Source organism: Frigidibacter sp. SD6-1 (assembly GCF_030143255.1).
In the GTDB taxonomy this organism is placed as follows: Bacteria; Pseudomonadota; Alphaproteobacteria; order Rhodobacterales; family Rhodobacteraceae; genus TMP-24.
Genome location: NZ_JARJNR010000005.1, coordinates 342,094 through 356,598 on the forward strand (window position 1 = coordinate 342,094; position 14,505 = coordinate 356,598).

A 14,505-nucleotide genomic window follows, 5' to 3' on the forward strand; every position below is an offset into this window, starting at 1 on the left:
GACGCTGCCCCTTTCTTGTTGAAGGTGCGGCTTTTTCAGGGGCGGGCTCAGGGGCGGGCTCAGGGTCGGTCGGCGTGTCCGCGACCTTCCGCAAGGATTACCCGTCGTGGGTAGGAAGCGCCTCGAGCTCTTCCCGGGACATCGGAACATAGACGCGCAGCCCGCTGCCGCTTGCTTCCCGCAGGATGTCCAGATCGCGGACATCCAGCTGCACCGGCTTTTCGCCGATGCCCAGGAAGCCGCCGACGTCAAGGATCACATGCGTGATCCGCCCGTCTGGGCCGGCGCTCAGCCCTTCCACATCGCCAAGTCGGCGGTCATCCCGATCGTAAGCGCTTGCACCGGCGAGCGCGTCCGCTGTCAGGTCTCCGGGCGCCGCCGGCGCGTAACCGTCGCGCAGGACCGGCTGGCGGGCTGCCGCAGCGGTCCTTCTTTCGACGATGTTTGGAGTGGCCTGCGAGACGGATCGCTCGACGGCCTCCTCGATCACCTCTGCCGCCGCCTCGCCCCCGGTTGCGTCAATGCCGGACGCTGCTCCGGCAGGGGCATAGTCCGGAGCGCCCGTGATGCGGCTGCGCGCGGCATTGATGACCAGACGATAGCGCATATCGCCGCCGGACCCGTCCGGCTCGAATTGAACCGCGCCCATGGCCACAGCTATGCGGCGCGCGCCCGGGGCGGAAAGGCTGCCGATGTCGACAAGCAGGGCTTCGACCGCCCCGTCACGCGAAAGGATCAGATCCCCGACCGTGCCGATCGCTTTTCCCTCTTCTTGCGAGGCGCCGACTGCGTAGATCGGCCTGTCCACAAGCTCGGAAAGGGCGATATCCTCTGGCCCGCCCGCGGTGCGAAAGATTGCGTCCTGCGCCAGGGCTGGCGGGGCGGCAAGCGCGGCGAAAGCGGTCGACAGGATGAGGCGTCTCATGCAGATACACTCCTTCAAGGGCGAGCTAGCCTGCCCCATCCGGTAAACGCCTGCACCGGGCCTACGGTTCCCCGATCACTCACGCCCGGGTCATATCCGAGGTGAGGGCGATCACGGTTTCAAGGTCGGCAGGCAGGTGTCCGCCCTCTTTCAGCGTCTCTCTCAGAAGGCGCGCATGCGTCTCGACCGCCTGTCGCCCGTTGGTCCCGGCGACCCCGTGCAACCGCCTGAGCGCGCGTGCAAGCCCTTCCGCCATCAGCACATTGCCCCCTGCAGCCTGACGCAGCGGATGATAGGCGGTGTCGAGAAGCTGCGGGAAGGAAACCCCCGGCAGGATCACCCGCGGCCGTCCTTCGGGGTCGCGCAGAACCTCCGGCCGCGGGTCGGTGGCGGCCACCTTTGCCAGCGCGCCCGACAGCATGTCGGACACTGCCAGCGCCGTGAACGTGTCATTGACCCCCGGTGACAGGGCGCGGAGCGCGATTTCGACCATCAGGTTCACCGAAAAATGGACCGTGCCGGTATCTGACCGGGCGGGTTCCTGCTGCACGGTTTCGGCCAGCCTCTGGCGCGCCTCTTCAGAAAGAGCGCCCTTCGCGCTGAGGATCACGGTCTCGGGCAGAAGATAGTCGCCCTCGGCGCGGTTCGCCTTCAGGATGGTGTCTCCTTCAACCGCAGCCGCGACCAGAGCCTTGCGGTCGAGACCGGCGAGGTAGCCGGTATCGCTTGCCGCCACCGCAGGCATAAAGGCGGCGTCGGGCGGGATGTCGGCGTCGCCATCGCTGTGGCGGTCCAGCCGCGCCAGCCCGTCGCGCAGGCGCCCTGCGATCTTTGCCAGCTCGTCGTCGATCGACACGGACTGTGCGACCGCGCGGACGAACCAGATCAGCTGCACGACCGAGGCGGCCGCCAAGAGGCCGGCGATGAAGGTCGCGATCCGGGACGGTTCCTTTCCCGAGGTTCCGAGAACGGTGAGGGCGAACAGGAATGTTCCGCCCAGAAGGCCTGCGGTGATCTGGTTTCCGCGTTCGGTGGTGAAACGCTTGAGAAGCCGCGGACCAATGCTGGAGGCGGCCAGGGTGAAGACGACGAGCGTCAGCGAATAGGCGAGGGACAGGGCCGTCATCGCAGCCGTCGCCACGATCGACAGGATCACCCGCGCCTCGACGGGCGGCAACGGCAGCAGCCAGCCGGGTGTGCCCAGCCGGTGTTCGAGATAGACGATGGCCGCAGCGCAGAACGCAATGGCCAGCGCAATCGTGGCCGGCACGGTCAGCAGGGCCGTGAAAGGGGTTCTCCAGCTCATGATGCCTCTTGTCCGCTATCGGGACGAACGCCGGCGAGCCAGCGCGGTTCCGCGCCTGGAAGAAAGGGAGTGGACGACGGCCAGATCCAGAGCCTTGTTGATGAGGATGACGATCGTGATCACCAGCATCGCATGCAGCAACGGCACTTCGGGATAGAACAGGGCGTCGCCGACGGCCGAACCCAGCGCAATGACCAGCAGGAATTCGACGATCGACATCTGCGCGATGCCGCGTCCGCCGATCCAGCGGATCAGCAGCAGCGAATAGGCATAGACAAGACAGGTTCGAAAGACGATCTCGAGGTAGAACAGCGCGGGATCGGTGCCGAGAAACATCCGGACGGGATCGAACGGCTCTATTGCGTTACTCATTTTCGCTAAGCTCTGCAGGCACCGCGCGGCCTCCAGGGAAACGCCTGCATCTGGGTGGAGGTTCCGTCCGCTCGGTGCAGGACCGCGGCATCGCGACCGGCGGCAACCTTTCGTCGCGAACCTCGTGTGAGCGGTCATGTTTCACGAAAGTGCCGTGGGCAGCCCACTTGCCACGGTGCACGACCGAGGAGCAACGCCACGCCGGGGGACTTGCCGGGCGGCCGCGCCGGTGGGAACGGTCTGAATCGCATTGCTCGGGGCAGCTTCACCGGCCCGAACGGCGGCCCGCACTTTATCCCGAACGGTTCCGGCAGTTTGATGGTGGTGACGGGCAGCCGGGCAGGCCGAAGCCTGCCGGCACGTCACGCAGAGGGCTGCTTGGGCTGACAACCGGCCGGGGCCGGAAAATCAATATTCGATTTCCAGCTGCTTGCTGACGATGAGCCCGGCCGCCCCTTGCAGCGTGATGGTCTGTTCGTTCTGGCCCAGGAAGACGGTGATGGGATTGCCCGGCAAGGAGGCCGCCAGACCGCTGATCTCGCGTGTCAGGAACTGCTGCATGATCTCGCCTCCGCGCCGCACGTCGCCGTAGATGATGAAATTGTCCGGCATCAGCAGTGTCTGCAGATTGGCAATGCCGATCGCGATATTGTGGGCATAACGGGACAGCAGCGCACCGGCGGCGGGCATTTGGGCACTCAGATCGACCAGCCTCTCGCTGTCCAGCCGCTCGGCGCCCGGCAGGCCCGCCTCGGCCGCCCGGTCGCGCAGCCAGCCAAGGGTCGCCACCGTCTCCCAGCAGCCGCGCTTGCCGCAGGTGCAGGTGCCGCCATTGAGGTCGACGATCGTGTGACCGAGTTCGCCGCCGGAACCATGTGGGCCCCTGAACGGTTTGCCGTCGAGATACATCGCACAACCCAGAACCTCGTCGGCATATATGACAGCGAAATTGCCCATGCCGCGGCCCGCGCCGAACCACCTTTCGCCCAGAAGGAGGGCACGAGGATGGTGATCGACGATCGTCGGCAGCGCGAAGCGATCCTCCAGAAGGTCCCGCAACCCCAGGCCCGCCATCGCCGGCGCCAGGTTCATCGCCACGATGGAGCCGTCCGCGGGATCGACCATGCCGCCCACTGCGACCCCGATGCCCAGCGCCTGGCGCGGCGCCTGCGCAAGCGCGTGATCCACCCCGGCGACGAGCGCGTCGATATAGGTTTCGCGGTTCCGCTTGCCGGGCGCGATCGGAACCTGGCGGTGGGCCGAAACCCCGCCGGTCAGGGATATCAGCGCGGTCTCGACCTTGTCGGGCATGAGGAAGACCGCGCAGACCGGCGCGGCCGAGGCCGAGAACCACAAGGGGCGGGCAGGCTTTCCGACGCCGCGTTTCTCGTTGGGATCGACCTCGATCAAGAGGCCCGCTTCGATCAACGGCTGGACAATTCCGGTGATTGTCGTCCGCTTGGTGCCCGTCAGCCGGGCCAGCTCCGCGCGGCTGGTGGGCCCCAGATCGAACAGCATCTGCAGAACCCGGCGCTTGTTGGATTCGCCGATCTGCGTGGCCGAAAAGATGGCAAAGCCGCTGTCCTCTGGCCCGTCTGCAACCGGTGTGCTGTTGCGCGCTGTGAGGGACGCATGATCCAAGACTTTGTTTTTACTGGTCATTTCAAGCCGCCTCAGGGTTCTGGCGTGATGCCGGGATCATAGCCTTCGAACAATCCTTTGACAAAATATTTAATTTGTGCGACTCACAAACATATTAAGGGTGGCGATCCAACATCACCCCGCCAACAGGAGGAGCGAAGAATGTACCGACATGGACGGGTTTCCCGGCGCAGCTTTCTGAAAACATCCGCTGCCGCGACGGCGGGGGCGGCACTCGGGCCGCTGGCCACACCGGCGCTCGCGCAGGGCGCCGATTCCATCCGGGTTCTCTGCGTCGAGGACCCGTTCTTCTTCGCGCTGAAGGAGATCATCGGCGATTTCACCGAAGAGACCGGCGTGAAAGTCGAGCTTGAATCGCTTTCTTATGACGCGATGCAGGCGCGGCTGGTGTCCTCCTTCGTCTCGAAGACATCGGATGCGGATGTCGTGACGGTCGACCAGATGTGGTCGGGCCAGTATGTCGACAACGGTTGGATCCAGACGCTTGACGAGATGGCCAAGGGCGATGAGGAATTCAACATCGGCGATTTCATCCCCGAGGTGCTCTATTCGCTCAACACCTGGCGCGGCCATCTCGCCACGGTGCCGATCGCGGCCTATGGGCAGGGTGTGATGTACCGCAAGTCGGTGTTCGATGCCCTGGGGATCGGCGCGCCTTCGGGCAACTGGACATGGGAAGAATACAACGACATCCTCGGCCGCATCCACGGCCAGAATGTCGGCGGCACCGACATGAAGGGCACGGTGATCTGCGGATCGCAGCCGACACCCATCGTGCATATGTTCAGCCAGGTTGCGGCCAGTCACGGCGCGCGCTGGTTCCAGCAATTCCCGCAGGGCGAATGGGATTTCACGCCAGCGGTCAATTCGCCGGAGATGCTGGCGGCGGTGCAGGAATACAAGACCCTCTACGGCCTGTCGCCCGAAGAGGCGATCAACTACCTCTGGTTCGATGCCGGCACCCGCTTCAGCCAGGGCGACATCGGCATGTTCTACTGGTGGACGCCCTATTTCTATCTGATCCGCAACAACGGCTACATGACCGGCGAAAAATCCGTCGTGGCCGATGATTTCGGCGTGACGACCATCCCGACCTATGGCGACAAGCCCCAGACGATCAGCCTCGGCGGCTGGAGCTTCGGCATTCCCTCGACCACCGAAAAGTCCGACGCCGCATGGCAGTTCCTGAAATGGTCCAGCTCGGCCGCGACCCAGAAGAAGATGGGGCTGGTCGACAAGTACGGCTACCAGTTCTCGGACTTCGCGCGCCGGTCGCTTTACAATGACAGCGACCTGACCGAGCATTACCCCTATCTGGGCGAACAGCTGGGCATGCTTGAGGCCGGCAACGGCAAGATCGCGCGGCCACCGGCGCCGGTCTATACGACGCTGGAAGGCATTCTGGGGCTGGAGCTCAACAAGGTCCTGATCGGCAGCAGCACGCCGGAAGAGGCGCTGGCCCAGGCGGACACGCTGTTCACCAATACGCTGAAGGGTAACTTCCTCATCCCCTACAGCTATCCAAGCTTCGACGATACGCTGGAAGCGACCAAGGATCTTATCGCAAGCCTCGGCTGACACGCGTATCCGGCCAGCCCACGCGCGCACTCCCGGCGCGGGGCTGGCCGTCATTCCGACCCCGGTTCATACTCTCGCCGGCAGAGGCCGCGTGAAGGAAGACGCCATGCAAGCTGTCGCCTCTGATCCATCGGTGCCGACCCGCCACCCGCCAAAGCGGGTTCGGTCGTACCTGCCCATTCTTCTGATCGCGCCCTCGGTCATCCTTCTGGTCGCCCTGATCGCCTATCCGCTGATCTTTGCCCTGAAGAACAGCTTCTACTTCTGGAACCTTCAGACGAGTTCGGAACCCGTGATGTTCGTGGGCCTCGCGAACTACAAGATGGTCCTGCAGGGGTCGGAATTCTTTCCATCGCTGTGGAACACGCTCGTCCTGACCGTCAGCGGCACGGCCATCGAATTCGCCCTCGGCCTTGCGATCGCGCTTCTTCTGGCCAACCGGATGCCGGGTATGAGCATCAGCCGCGCCATCCTGATCATGCCGACGACCATCGCGCCGATCGTCGTCGGGTTCCTCTTCCGCTACATGTACGATCCCTCGGGCGGGCTTGTGACCTGGGGGCTTTCGTCGATCGGACTCGACCCGCCTTCGGCCGGCATCCTCGGCAGCGCGAGCACGTCGCTGATCGCCATCCTGGCTGCCGATGTCTGGCAGTGGACACCCTTCTTCGCCATCACACTTTATGCCGGGCTTCTGTCCGTCTCGCCCGACCTGATCGAGGCTGCGCGTCTGGACGGCGCCTCGGCCGCGACGATCCTGTGGCGGATCAAGCTGCCCCTGATCATGAAGACGGCGGTGATCGTGCTGATCCTGCGGTTCATGCAGCTCTTCAACACCTTCGATCTGGTGCTGATCCTGACCCGCGGCGGTCCCGGCACATCGTCGCGGACGCTGGGCTATACGCTTTACCAGCAGGGCCTGATCGACTTCAACATCGGCATCGCCAGCGCCACGACCTGGCTTGTCGTGATCATCGTGAACGCGATCGTCGGCCTTTACGCCTTCTTCGCCTTCCGCAACTGGGAATGGTAGGATGATCGGCCAGAACACGCCCCTCAAGACGCTTGTCATCTACGCCCTGCTGGCGCTGGTGCTGATCTTCTTCATCGGTCCGATCCTGTGGTTCATCCTTCTGGCGATCCGGCCGCCATCGACGGCCTTCACCATGCCGCCGGTCCTCGCGTTCGAGCCGACGCTGGATGCGCTGAGGCACACGCTGATCGAGCCGGGCGCGAATGCCAAGCAGGTCAGGAACAGCCTGATCGTCGCCGGGGGCGCGGTCCTGCTGAACCTGCCTTTCTCGGTCCCCGCCGCCTATGCGCTCAGCCGGTTCCCGATCCGCCGCAAGAAGTTCATCATGCTGTGGTATCTGGGCCTGCTGATGGCGCCGCCTGTGGCCTTCCTCATCCCCTACTTCATCCTGATGACCAATATCGGCCTTGCGGGCACCTATCTGTCGATGGTCCTGGTGATGCAGACGCTGACCATCCCCTTTTCGGTCTGGCTGATGAAAAGCTTCATCGACGAGGTTCCGGTCGAGATCGAGGAAGCGGCGCGGGTGGACGGGGCAAGTTACGGCACGATCCTCATGCGGATCATCCTGCCGCTGGTGCGGCCCGGCCTGATCGTCACCTCGATGTTCGCCTTCGTCTTCGCCTGGAACAACGCGGCCTTCCCGTTGGTGCTGTCCTCGCAGCAGACGGCGACCCTGCCCATCGGCACCCTGGGTTATTTCGCCTCGACCGGCGTGACCTGGAGCTTCATCGCCTCGGCGGCGCTGATCGCGATGCTGCCGCCCATGATCATCTTTCTCGTCTTCGACAAATACGTGGTCCGGGGCCTGACCTTCGGCGCGGTAAAGGGATAAAGGAATGACCAAGGAAACACTGAACGTTGCCGTCATCGGCTCCGGCATCTGGGGGGCGCAGCACGCCCATGTCTTCTCGACCCTGCCCAACACCCGGCTGGTCGCCGTCTGCGACGTGAACCGCGACCGGGCCGAGGCGATGGCGAAGAACCACGACGGCACCCGCGCCTTCACCGACCACCGCGAGATGCTGGCAATGGACGGCATCGACGCTGTGACGATCGCGACGCCCGACTTCACCCACACGCCCCTGATCGTCGATGCGCTGGACGCAGGCAAGCATGTGCTGAGCGAAAAGCCCCTTGCCACCTCGGTCGAAGAGGCCGAGGCGATCCGCAAGGCCGCCGATGCGAGCGACCGCAAGATCATGGTCGATTTCCACAACCGGGTCAGCCCGGCCATCGCGACCGCGCAGGAAGAGGTGGCGAAGGGCACGCTGGGCAAGCTGATCCACGGTTCGGGGCGGCTGTCGAACACCACCTTCGTTCCTCTGGAAATGCTCAGCTGGGCCGGGCGGTCCTCTGCGCTCTGGTTCCTCGGCTCGCATCTGGTGGACGCGCTGCGCTTCATCCTCGACGACGATGTCGTGCGGGTCTTTGCCATGCGGCGCGACGGCTATCTGGCGTCGAAGGGCGTGGATACCGCCGACGTGCATCTGGCGATGCTGGAATTTTCCAGGGGCACGGTGATGACGATCGAGAACAGCTGGGTCCTGTCGCCGGACAATCCGCAGGTCTTCGACCTGGAGATCGGGCTGGTCGGCGAAAAGGGGCAGATCCAGCTCAACCCCTCGCACAACGGCGCCTACCGGCAGATGACCGGGCATGGGCTGAAGTACCGCGACCTGTTCGGGGTGACGCCGGTGGGGGTCGGCCGGGTGGGCGGCTTCGTCTTCGAATCCATCGCGCGCTTCGTCGATGCCGTCCTGACCGACGCGCCGCTGCTGGCCACGGTCGAGGACGGGCTGCGCGTCACGCGCATCCTGTCTGCGATCGAGGACAGCGCTTCAAGCGGCCGGCCGGTCGACATCGCCTATTGAGGGGACCCAGCGAATGGCATCACTGACCATCGACAGCGTCGGCAAGAAATACGGCGAGGTCCGCGCCATCAAGAACGTGTCGCTTACGGTCGAGGACGGAGAGTTCCTTGTGCTTGTGGGTCCTTCTGGCTGCGGCAAATCCACGCTTCTGCGGATGATCGCAGGACTTGAAAGCCTGACAGAGGGGCGCATCTTCCTCGGCGACCGCGATGTCAGCGCGGTCGATCCCAAGGACCGCGACGTGGCGATGGTCTTCCAGAACTACGCGCTTTACCCCCACATGACCGTGTTCGAGAACATGGCCTTCGGCCTGCGCCAGCGGAAGGTGCCCAAGGCCGAGGCGCGGGAAAAGGTGTTGCAGGCGGCGCGCATCCTCGATCTGGAATCGCTGATCGACCGCAAGCCCGGTGCGCTGTCGGGCGGGCAGCGCCAGCGGGTGGCGATGGGCCGCGCCATCGTGCGCAGCCCGGCGATCTACCTGATGGACGAACCCTTGTCGAACCTCGACGCCAAGCTCCGGGTGCAGATGCGCGCGGAACTGAAGCTCTTGCGCCAGCGCCTGGGCGTAACCACGGTCTATGTCACCCATGACCAGGTCGAGGCGATGACGCTGGGCGACCGCGTCGCCGTCCTGTCGCCGCACCGGGCGGACGAGGCGACGAACCTGCAGCAATGCGACAGCCCGCAACAGCTGTATCTTGAGCCGCGCAACATGTTCGTCGCGGGCTTCATCGGTTCGCCCGCGATGAACTTCGTCTATGCCGATATCACGGCGGCAGGTCAGGCCCTTTCGGCACGGATCGTCGGCACCGACACCGACCTGGCGCTGACACCCGAAAACCTGCCCGTCTTCGCGGCCCTTCGCGCCCACGCGGGGCGGCGCGTCATCATGGGCATCCGCCCCGAATATGTCTCGCTCGCCCCGCACGGCGCGGCGATGATGTCGCAGGAGATGAGCGTCGACGTGACGATATCCGAGCTTGTGGGGCCGGATGCCTTCCTGCATTTCGACCTGCCCACACCCGAGGTCGGGCGCGAGCTGCTGACCGTCCTCAACGACGGCGAAAAGACGCTGGGCTCCGGCGCGCGCTTCGTCGCCCGGGTGGCCGCCGAAAGGTTGGCGGCGCCGTCCGGCCGGATGACACTCCATCTCGACATCCGGCGGCTGCATTTCTTCGACGAAGCAACAACGCTGCGGATCGCCTGAACGGCGATCGGCGCGGAGGCGACTATAGCGCCGAAGCGAGCAGAAAAGCCGCGCAGCCCCGGGAGGCCGGTCTCAATATGCGTCAACATTCCGAGCAATAGCTGTGATTGAGCATCCGCACGATGTCTCTAAACTAACAAGCTTGCAGCCAACATATCGATTACACACTCGCACAACTTCGAGAACGAGATTGTCCTCAGTCAGGGTCTCTTGAAAAATTGCGCGCCATGCATTTACCGTTCTGTCAATGAACTTCCTAGAAAAATGATCTATATCGTCGACATGAATATACGATACGATATTACCATCAAGAAAGTTTGAAATGCGAAGCATTTTTATTCCACTCAACGATATCTTGGTCTTGGCACCTGAAGAACTATTGATTACTACCCCTATCGTTTTGTGCTCCAGATCGACGTCCATATGGCAAAGAATTCCGTCATGATATTCAACCCCGGTTAGAATGCCATGACTGTCGGTGATCAGTCGTGACTCCTTGCTCATTTTCCGTATCCTCGGTGCTTCGGCAAAAGTTTCAGTATTGCATCAGTGCGTCGGCGGGACATATGGACCACGTGGCGGAGGGGGGTCTCCCGGGCGCGGGAGCAGCGGCGGCCCGCGGTCAACATGAGTAGGCGACCCGCCGTCGCTCGGTCGAGTCCAGTCATGAACTTGGTCCTGAGAGCCGAAACCTTCTCATCTGGATGTGGCCAATCCCGATCCGTCTTCGGATAGCCGTCAGGCCCGTACTCCCTGGACTGAGTTCCGCACCGAACTGTTGTGCAAGGAGGACCCTGGAACGGAGGCGTGCTTCCGGGCCATCGGTGAAGCCATTGCCGCCACCAGCCCCTCCTGGTCCTCCGCCGCCACCGCCAGCCTTGTTCCAGGCTTTCGTAGCCCAGCGAAGAGCCTTCCAGGGGGAAAAGTTCGAGAAGAGCGAATAGAAAAAGTCTCCGACGGTGTAGCAGTCGTCGGACAGGTAGTCATAGAGCATCCATCCCAAGCCGATGCAAGCTGGCAGCAGTGGGGCGGCCGGACCGAAGCACTCACCCCTCGGGTCAATGAAGCGTCCGGGATTCTGTCCTGCATACCCATAGACACTCGCCCCATCCACCAGCCCCAGCGGGTCGGCCTGGATGTACCGGCCCGTCGTCGGATCGTAGTCCCGCATCCAGTTCTGGTGAAGCCCCGATTCCATCTAGAACCATTGCCCCGGGAAGCGCAGGTCGATCGGCGCGCCGGTGGTCACATGGACGCCGCCGAACGGCAGGTAGCTCGCCCGCCACACCACCGTCCCCGCCATCGTCGTCGCAAAGACCGGCCGGCCGATATGGTCCACCCGCACGAGATAAACCTGCCCGCCCTCGATCACGACGATGGAGAAGTTGCGGGCCAAGCCTCGAGAACGAGTCGACGTCCCGGTGTTGGCTAAGCTCCATTCCGGATAGGATGACCGTCAGCATCCCTCAGCCCCCCATGGTAACGCCATCGATCGACCGCCTCAATAACGCCCCGCGCATCCGGCGCATCATCAATAGCGCGGGAAAGCTGCTCCGATCTGCGCCCCATGCCGAGTTGACGGATTGAGGCTAAGACTTGCCGTTTATATTCTTCTATGGGGACTCTCCGCGTGCCCACAAGATGCGGCCCAAAGTAGAAGAAATGCTGTTGAATCTTTGATAACATCGCTGGAATTAAAATTGGCTCTAAGATGGCAGAAGAGACAGGTCCGAATCTTGGCCATCCGCATTCGCCGCTATATTCGAAGCAAAACCCTGCCGAGTCAAAAATACGCCCTTCAACAAATTTACCTTTCTTGGGCATCCGACTAAAGGTAATGTAGTTTGACTGCTTGCGCACAATGTCCATGACTGTGTACTTTCGCCTTCGGTTTTCCGCCAGCAGAACCGGATACGCGAGCGCGCCAGGCGCTATGTCAACCTTTCCATTCATGGTCCAACCACTTCCCCTGCTACACCGCCCAGTAAGCCCCCTCCGATCCAACCTGGCGTTCTAAGAATAGTTCTGGTCACGACATCGTACATCTGGTCGGCGGGTACATTTCGGATCCGTCGGTAGTAATCCGTCGCCGCGTGGAAGCCTGGCGTGACGTAATTCCCATTCAAGGCCCTATAAGGGTTTGAGCGCCCATTTAGCCACCTCATGAAATCGCTCCCATTGTTCATGATTCTCGACGGTACGGCATGGGAGAATTCCGTGCCCGCGCGCCTAACCCCAGTCGCCCAGAAGCCGCCACCGGCAAAGATCGCGCCTAACGTCGCGTCCACGGCAAGTTCTTCCCAAGTGTAGCATCCGTCGCCAATTGCCTGGTCAAGCATGTAGCCAGATATCGCTCCGAGACCGGCACCGATCAACATCCCGACGCACCATGGACACTCCCCCCTCGGATCAATCCACCGCCCCGGGTTCTGCCGCGCATATCCATAGACGCTCGCCCCATCCACCAGCCCCAGCGGGTCGGCCTGGATGTACCTCCCCGTCGTCGGATCGTAGTCCCGCATCCAGTTCTGGTGCAAGCCGCTCTCCATCTGGAACCACTGCCCCGGAAACCGCAGGTCGATCGGCGCGCCGGTGGTCACATGGACGCCGCCGAACGGCAGGTAGCTCGCCCGCCACACCACCGTCCCCGCCATCGTCGTCGCAAAGACCGGCCGGCCGATATGGTCCACCCGCACGAGATAAACCTGCCCGCCCTCGATCACAGCCACCGGCAGGTCGCCGAGCCAGACATAGGACCGGATCAGCGCGCCCGTCGCCCCGTCATATTCCGCCAGCCGGTGCCCGGCCGAATCGAAGACCGAATGGATCACCTGCCCAGAGGCGAGCGTGCGCGAGACCTGCCGCCCGAGCGCGTCGTAACGGTAGCTGCCCTGCACGACCCCGCCGAGCGAGACCGCGGAAAGCCGCCCCGCCGCATTGTAGCCATAGCCATAGGCCAGCCCGCCGCGCTGGTCGGTGATGACATTCCCCGCCGCGTCATAGGTAAAGGCCCGCGGCGCCCCGGCCCCGGCGCTGACCGTGGTCAGGCGGTTCGAGGTGGAAGGGTAGGCGTAACTCTCCACCCCCGAAGGCGTCGATTGCTCCACCCGGTTGCCGACCCCGTCATAGAGGAAGCCATAAGCGCCATAAGGGCCGGAGGCCGACGACAGCGCCTCGCGTGGCGTGTAGGCGAAGCTCTCGTTGTTCGAGGGCGCAAGCAGGTCGGCGATGCCCGTCAGATTGTCGCGCGTGTCGTAGGACAGCTCCAGATCGCGCAAGATCGCCGGGCGCTGGGAATCGGTCAGGGCGATCAGACGGTAGCTCTCGTCATAGATACGCTCCTCAATCGAGCCATCGGCGAACTTCATCACGGCAAGCGGCCCGTTGGGCAGATAGGTGATATTGTCGACGAGCGTGGTAAGGGGGCCGGTGCCGCCCGGTTGCCAGGAGACACGGATCACCCGCCCGTCATCGTCGAGCGTGTAATGGATGAAGTCGGACGACGGCGCCGGATAGCGGATGCGCAGCGGATCGCCGTCATAGTTGGCCTGCTCCTGCACGTAATAGCTGCGCCCGGGTGCGAGCGTGAAGTTCCGGCCCGTGATGTAACCGACGCTGGTGCTGACGATGTCGCTCATCGAGAGGTCGACATAACTGTCCTTGATTTTGCTCAGTTTGCCCTGGGCATTGTAGAAGAACCAAAGGTCTTCGGCCGCGCCGCCGGAATAGTCGATCTTCTTGATCCGGCCGCCATTGTCGTAGGTGTAAAGCGCCGTGATGCCGCGCGCGTCGGTGCGCGAGGCGACGAGGCCACGGCTGTCATAGCTCATCGCGATGGTGCCGCGGTCGGGGCTCGTCTCGCCGATCACATCGCCGAAACCGTTGTAGGTGAAGCTCGTCGAGAGGCTGCGGGGATCGGTGTAGAGCGTCATCCGGTCGGCCTCGTCATAGGCCATGCCGGTCTGGTAGCTTTCCTCGTCGGTCTCGGTGATGGCGCGGTTCAGCGCGTCATAGGCGGTCGAGGCGGTGAAGTTCATCGCATCGGTGACCGAGGTCAGGTTGTCCTCGACATCGTGGGTATTGGCCCAGACCTGGCCATTGGCGCCAAGCTGGCGCAGGACCCGGCCGAGCGCGTCGAACTCCGTCTCCGCCCAGAAGGTCGCGGGCGCGGCGCCGTCGGAATATTCCGTGCGCGTCAGGTTGCCCATCAGGTCGTAGCTGTAGGAGGCGGTATCGCCCGACGGGTTCACGGTCTTCGTCAGGCGGCGCGCAGCGTCATAGGTGAAGGTCCAGGTCTTGCCGCGGGTGTTGGTGTAGGTCAGAAGCTGGCCGATCACATCGTAAGTATAGGTGCTGGCAGGGGGTGTCGTGCCCGCATTGCCGTAGCGGGTTGTAAGAATCCGCCCCTCGGCATCATAGGTGAACTGCCATTCGGTCCCGTCCGGCAGGGTGATGCGCGCGGGCTGCCCGGTCGGGCTGAAGGCAGCTGACCTGCCACGGGATTTTTCCTCCATTAGGAACTAGAGTCCGACCCAACGAAGGGACGGA

At 63.3% G+C, this 14,505-nt stretch carries 14 protein-coding genes; 5 read left to right on the top strand and 9 right to left on the bottom strand.

Going from position 1 to position 14,505, the window contains the following annotated elements:
• Window positions 1-97: 97 nt before the first annotated feature.
• The 4 genes from P0645_RS11945 to P0645_RS11960 all read right to left on the bottom strand — a co-directional run bounded on the left by P0645_RS11945 (window position 98) and on the right by P0645_RS11960 (window position 4,265).
• Window positions 98-925 carry a PRC-barrel domain-containing protein gene (locus P0645_RS11945; RefSeq protein ID WP_284164808.1) on the bottom strand — a complete coding sequence of 276 codons (828 nt, stop codon included), beginning with the start codon at window positions 923-925 and terminating at the stop codon, window positions 98-100.
• A gap of 79 nt (window positions 926-1,004) precedes the next feature.
• A complete protein-coding gene (locus P0645_RS11950; RefSeq protein WP_284164809.1) occupies window positions 1,005-2,231 on the bottom strand; it encodes a DUF2254 domain-containing protein in 1,227 nt (408 codons plus the stop codon).
• 15 nt (window positions 2,232-2,246) lie between these two features.
• On the bottom strand, window positions 2,247-2,603 hold the full coding sequence (locus P0645_RS11955; protein WP_284164810.1) for a DUF421 domain-containing protein: 357 nt from the start codon (window positions 2,601-2,603) through the stop codon (window positions 2,247-2,249).
• Between the two features lie 408 nt (window positions 2,604-3,011).
• Window positions 3,012-4,265, bottom strand: coding sequence for an ROK family transcriptional regulator (locus P0645_RS11960; protein ID WP_284164811.1), 1,254 nt, complete (start codon window positions 4,263-4,265; stop codon window positions 3,012-3,014).
• A 141-nt stretch (window positions 4,266-4,406) separates the two neighbouring features.
• On the opposite strand from P0645_RS11960, the gene P0645_RS11965 reads away from it, so the two are divergent.
• The 5 genes from P0645_RS11965 (at window position 4,407) to P0645_RS11985 (ending at window position 9,957) form a co-directional block, all read left to right on the top strand.
• Window positions 4,407-5,843, top strand: a complete 1,437-nt coding sequence (locus P0645_RS11965; protein WP_284164812.1) for an ABC transporter substrate-binding protein — start codon at window positions 4,407-4,409, stop codon at window positions 5,841-5,843.
• Between the two features lie 106 nt (window positions 5,844-5,949).
• The gene (locus P0645_RS11970) at window positions 5,950-6,876 is read left to right on the top strand and encodes a carbohydrate ABC transporter permease (RefSeq protein WP_284164813.1); all 927 of its coding nucleotides are present in this window, start codon (window positions 5,950-5,952) and stop codon (window positions 6,874-6,876) included.
• Window position 6,877: 1 nt separating this feature from the next.
• Window positions 6,878-7,711: a carbohydrate ABC transporter permease gene (locus P0645_RS11975; RefSeq protein WP_284164814.1), complete on the top strand. Its 834-nt coding sequence runs from the start codon at window positions 6,878-6,880 to the stop codon at window positions 7,709-7,711.
• Window positions 7,712-7,715: 4 nt separating this feature from the next.
• Window positions 7,716-8,750 carry a Gfo/Idh/MocA family protein gene (locus tag P0645_RS11980; protein WP_284164815.1) on the top strand — a complete coding sequence of 345 codons (1,035 nt, stop codon included), beginning with the start codon at window positions 7,716-7,718 and terminating at the stop codon, window positions 8,748-8,750.
• Window positions 8,751-8,763: 13 nt separating this feature from the next.
• Window positions 8,764-9,957, top strand: coding sequence for an ABC transporter ATP-binding protein (locus P0645_RS11985; protein ID WP_284164816.1), 1,194 nt, complete (start codon window positions 8,764-8,766; stop codon window positions 9,955-9,957).
• Window positions 9,958-10,029: 72 nt separating this feature from the next.
• Here the strand turns inward: P0645_RS11985 and P0645_RS11990 are convergent, their stop codons facing one another.
• The 5 genes from P0645_RS11990 to P0645_RS12005 all read right to left on the bottom strand — a co-directional run bounded on the left by P0645_RS11990 (window position 10,030) and on the right by P0645_RS12005 (window position 14,471).
• A complete protein-coding gene (locus P0645_RS11990; RefSeq protein ID WP_284164817.1) occupies window positions 10,030-10,461 on the bottom strand; it encodes a hypothetical protein in 432 nt (143 codons plus the stop codon).
• A 160-nt stretch (window positions 10,462-10,621) separates the two neighbouring features.
• The gene (locus P0645_RS19305) at window positions 10,622-11,155 is read right to left on the bottom strand and encodes an RHS repeat-associated core domain-containing protein (protein ID WP_349775081.1); all 534 of its coding nucleotides are present in this window, start codon (window positions 11,153-11,155) and stop codon (window positions 10,622-10,624) included.
• Window positions 11,156-11,353, bottom strand: a complete 198-nt coding sequence (locus tag P0645_RS11995) for a hypothetical protein (RefSeq protein ID WP_284164818.1) — start codon at window positions 11,351-11,353, stop codon at window positions 11,156-11,158. It abuts the gene before it with no gap.
• A 32-nt stretch (window positions 11,354-11,385) separates the two neighbouring features.
• On the bottom strand, window positions 11,386-11,910 hold the full coding sequence (locus P0645_RS12000; RefSeq protein ID WP_284164819.1) for a hypothetical protein: 525 nt from the start codon (window positions 11,908-11,910) through the stop codon (window positions 11,386-11,388).
• Window positions 11,907-14,471 carry an RHS repeat domain-containing protein gene (locus tag P0645_RS12005; protein ID WP_284164820.1) on the bottom strand — a complete coding sequence of 855 codons (2,565 nt, stop codon included), beginning with the start codon at window positions 14,469-14,471 and terminating at the stop codon, window positions 11,907-11,909. The genes P0645_RS12000 and P0645_RS12005 overlap by 4 nt, the downstream gene beginning before the upstream one ends.
• Window positions 14,472-14,505: the final 34 nt, after the last annotated feature.

Coding starts and splice junctions, on each gene's coding strand:
- P0645_RS11945 (WP_284164808.1), bottom strand. CDS start 925: ATGAGACGCCTCATCCTGTCGACCGCTTTCGCCGCGCTTGCCGCCCCG.
- P0645_RS11950 (WP_284164809.1), bottom strand. CDS start 2,231: ATGAGCTGGAGAACCCCTTTCACGGCCCTGCTGACCGTGCCGGCCACG.
- P0645_RS11955 (WP_284164810.1), bottom strand. CDS start 2,603: ATGAGTAACGCAATAGAGCCGTTCGATCCCGTCCGGATGTTTCTCGGC.
- P0645_RS11960 (WP_284164811.1), bottom strand. CDS start 4,265: ATGACCAGTAAAAACAAAGTCTTGGATCATGCGTCCCTCACAGCGCGC.
- P0645_RS11965 (WP_284164812.1), top strand. CDS start 4,407: ATGTACCGACATGGACGGGTTTCCCGGCGCAGCTTTCTGAAAACATCC.
- P0645_RS11970 (WP_284164813.1), top strand. CDS start 5,950: ATGCAAGCTGTCGCCTCTGATCCATCGGTGCCGACCCGCCACCCGCCA.
- P0645_RS11975 (WP_284164814.1), top strand. CDS start 6,878: ATGATCGGCCAGAACACGCCCCTCAAGACGCTTGTCATCTACGCCCTG.
- P0645_RS11980 (WP_284164815.1), top strand. CDS start 7,716: ATGACCAAGGAAACACTGAACGTTGCCGTCATCGGCTCCGGCATCTGG.
- P0645_RS11985 (WP_284164816.1), top strand. CDS start 8,764: ATGGCATCACTGACCATCGACAGCGTCGGCAAGAAATACGGCGAGGTC.
- P0645_RS11990 (WP_284164817.1), bottom strand. CDS start 10,461: ATGAGCAAGGAGTCACGACTGATCACCGACAGTCATGGCATTCTAACC.
- P0645_RS19305 (WP_349775081.1), bottom strand. CDS start 11,155: ATGGAATCGGGGCTTCACCAGAACTGGATGCGGGACTACGATCCGACG.
- P0645_RS12000 (WP_284164819.1), bottom strand. CDS start 11,910: ATGAATGGAAAGGTTGACATAGCGCCTGGCGCGCTCGCGTATCCGGTT.
- P0645_RS12005 (WP_284164820.1), bottom strand. CDS start 14,471: ATGGAGGAAAAATCCCGTGGCAGGTCAGCTGCCTTCAGCCCGACCGGG.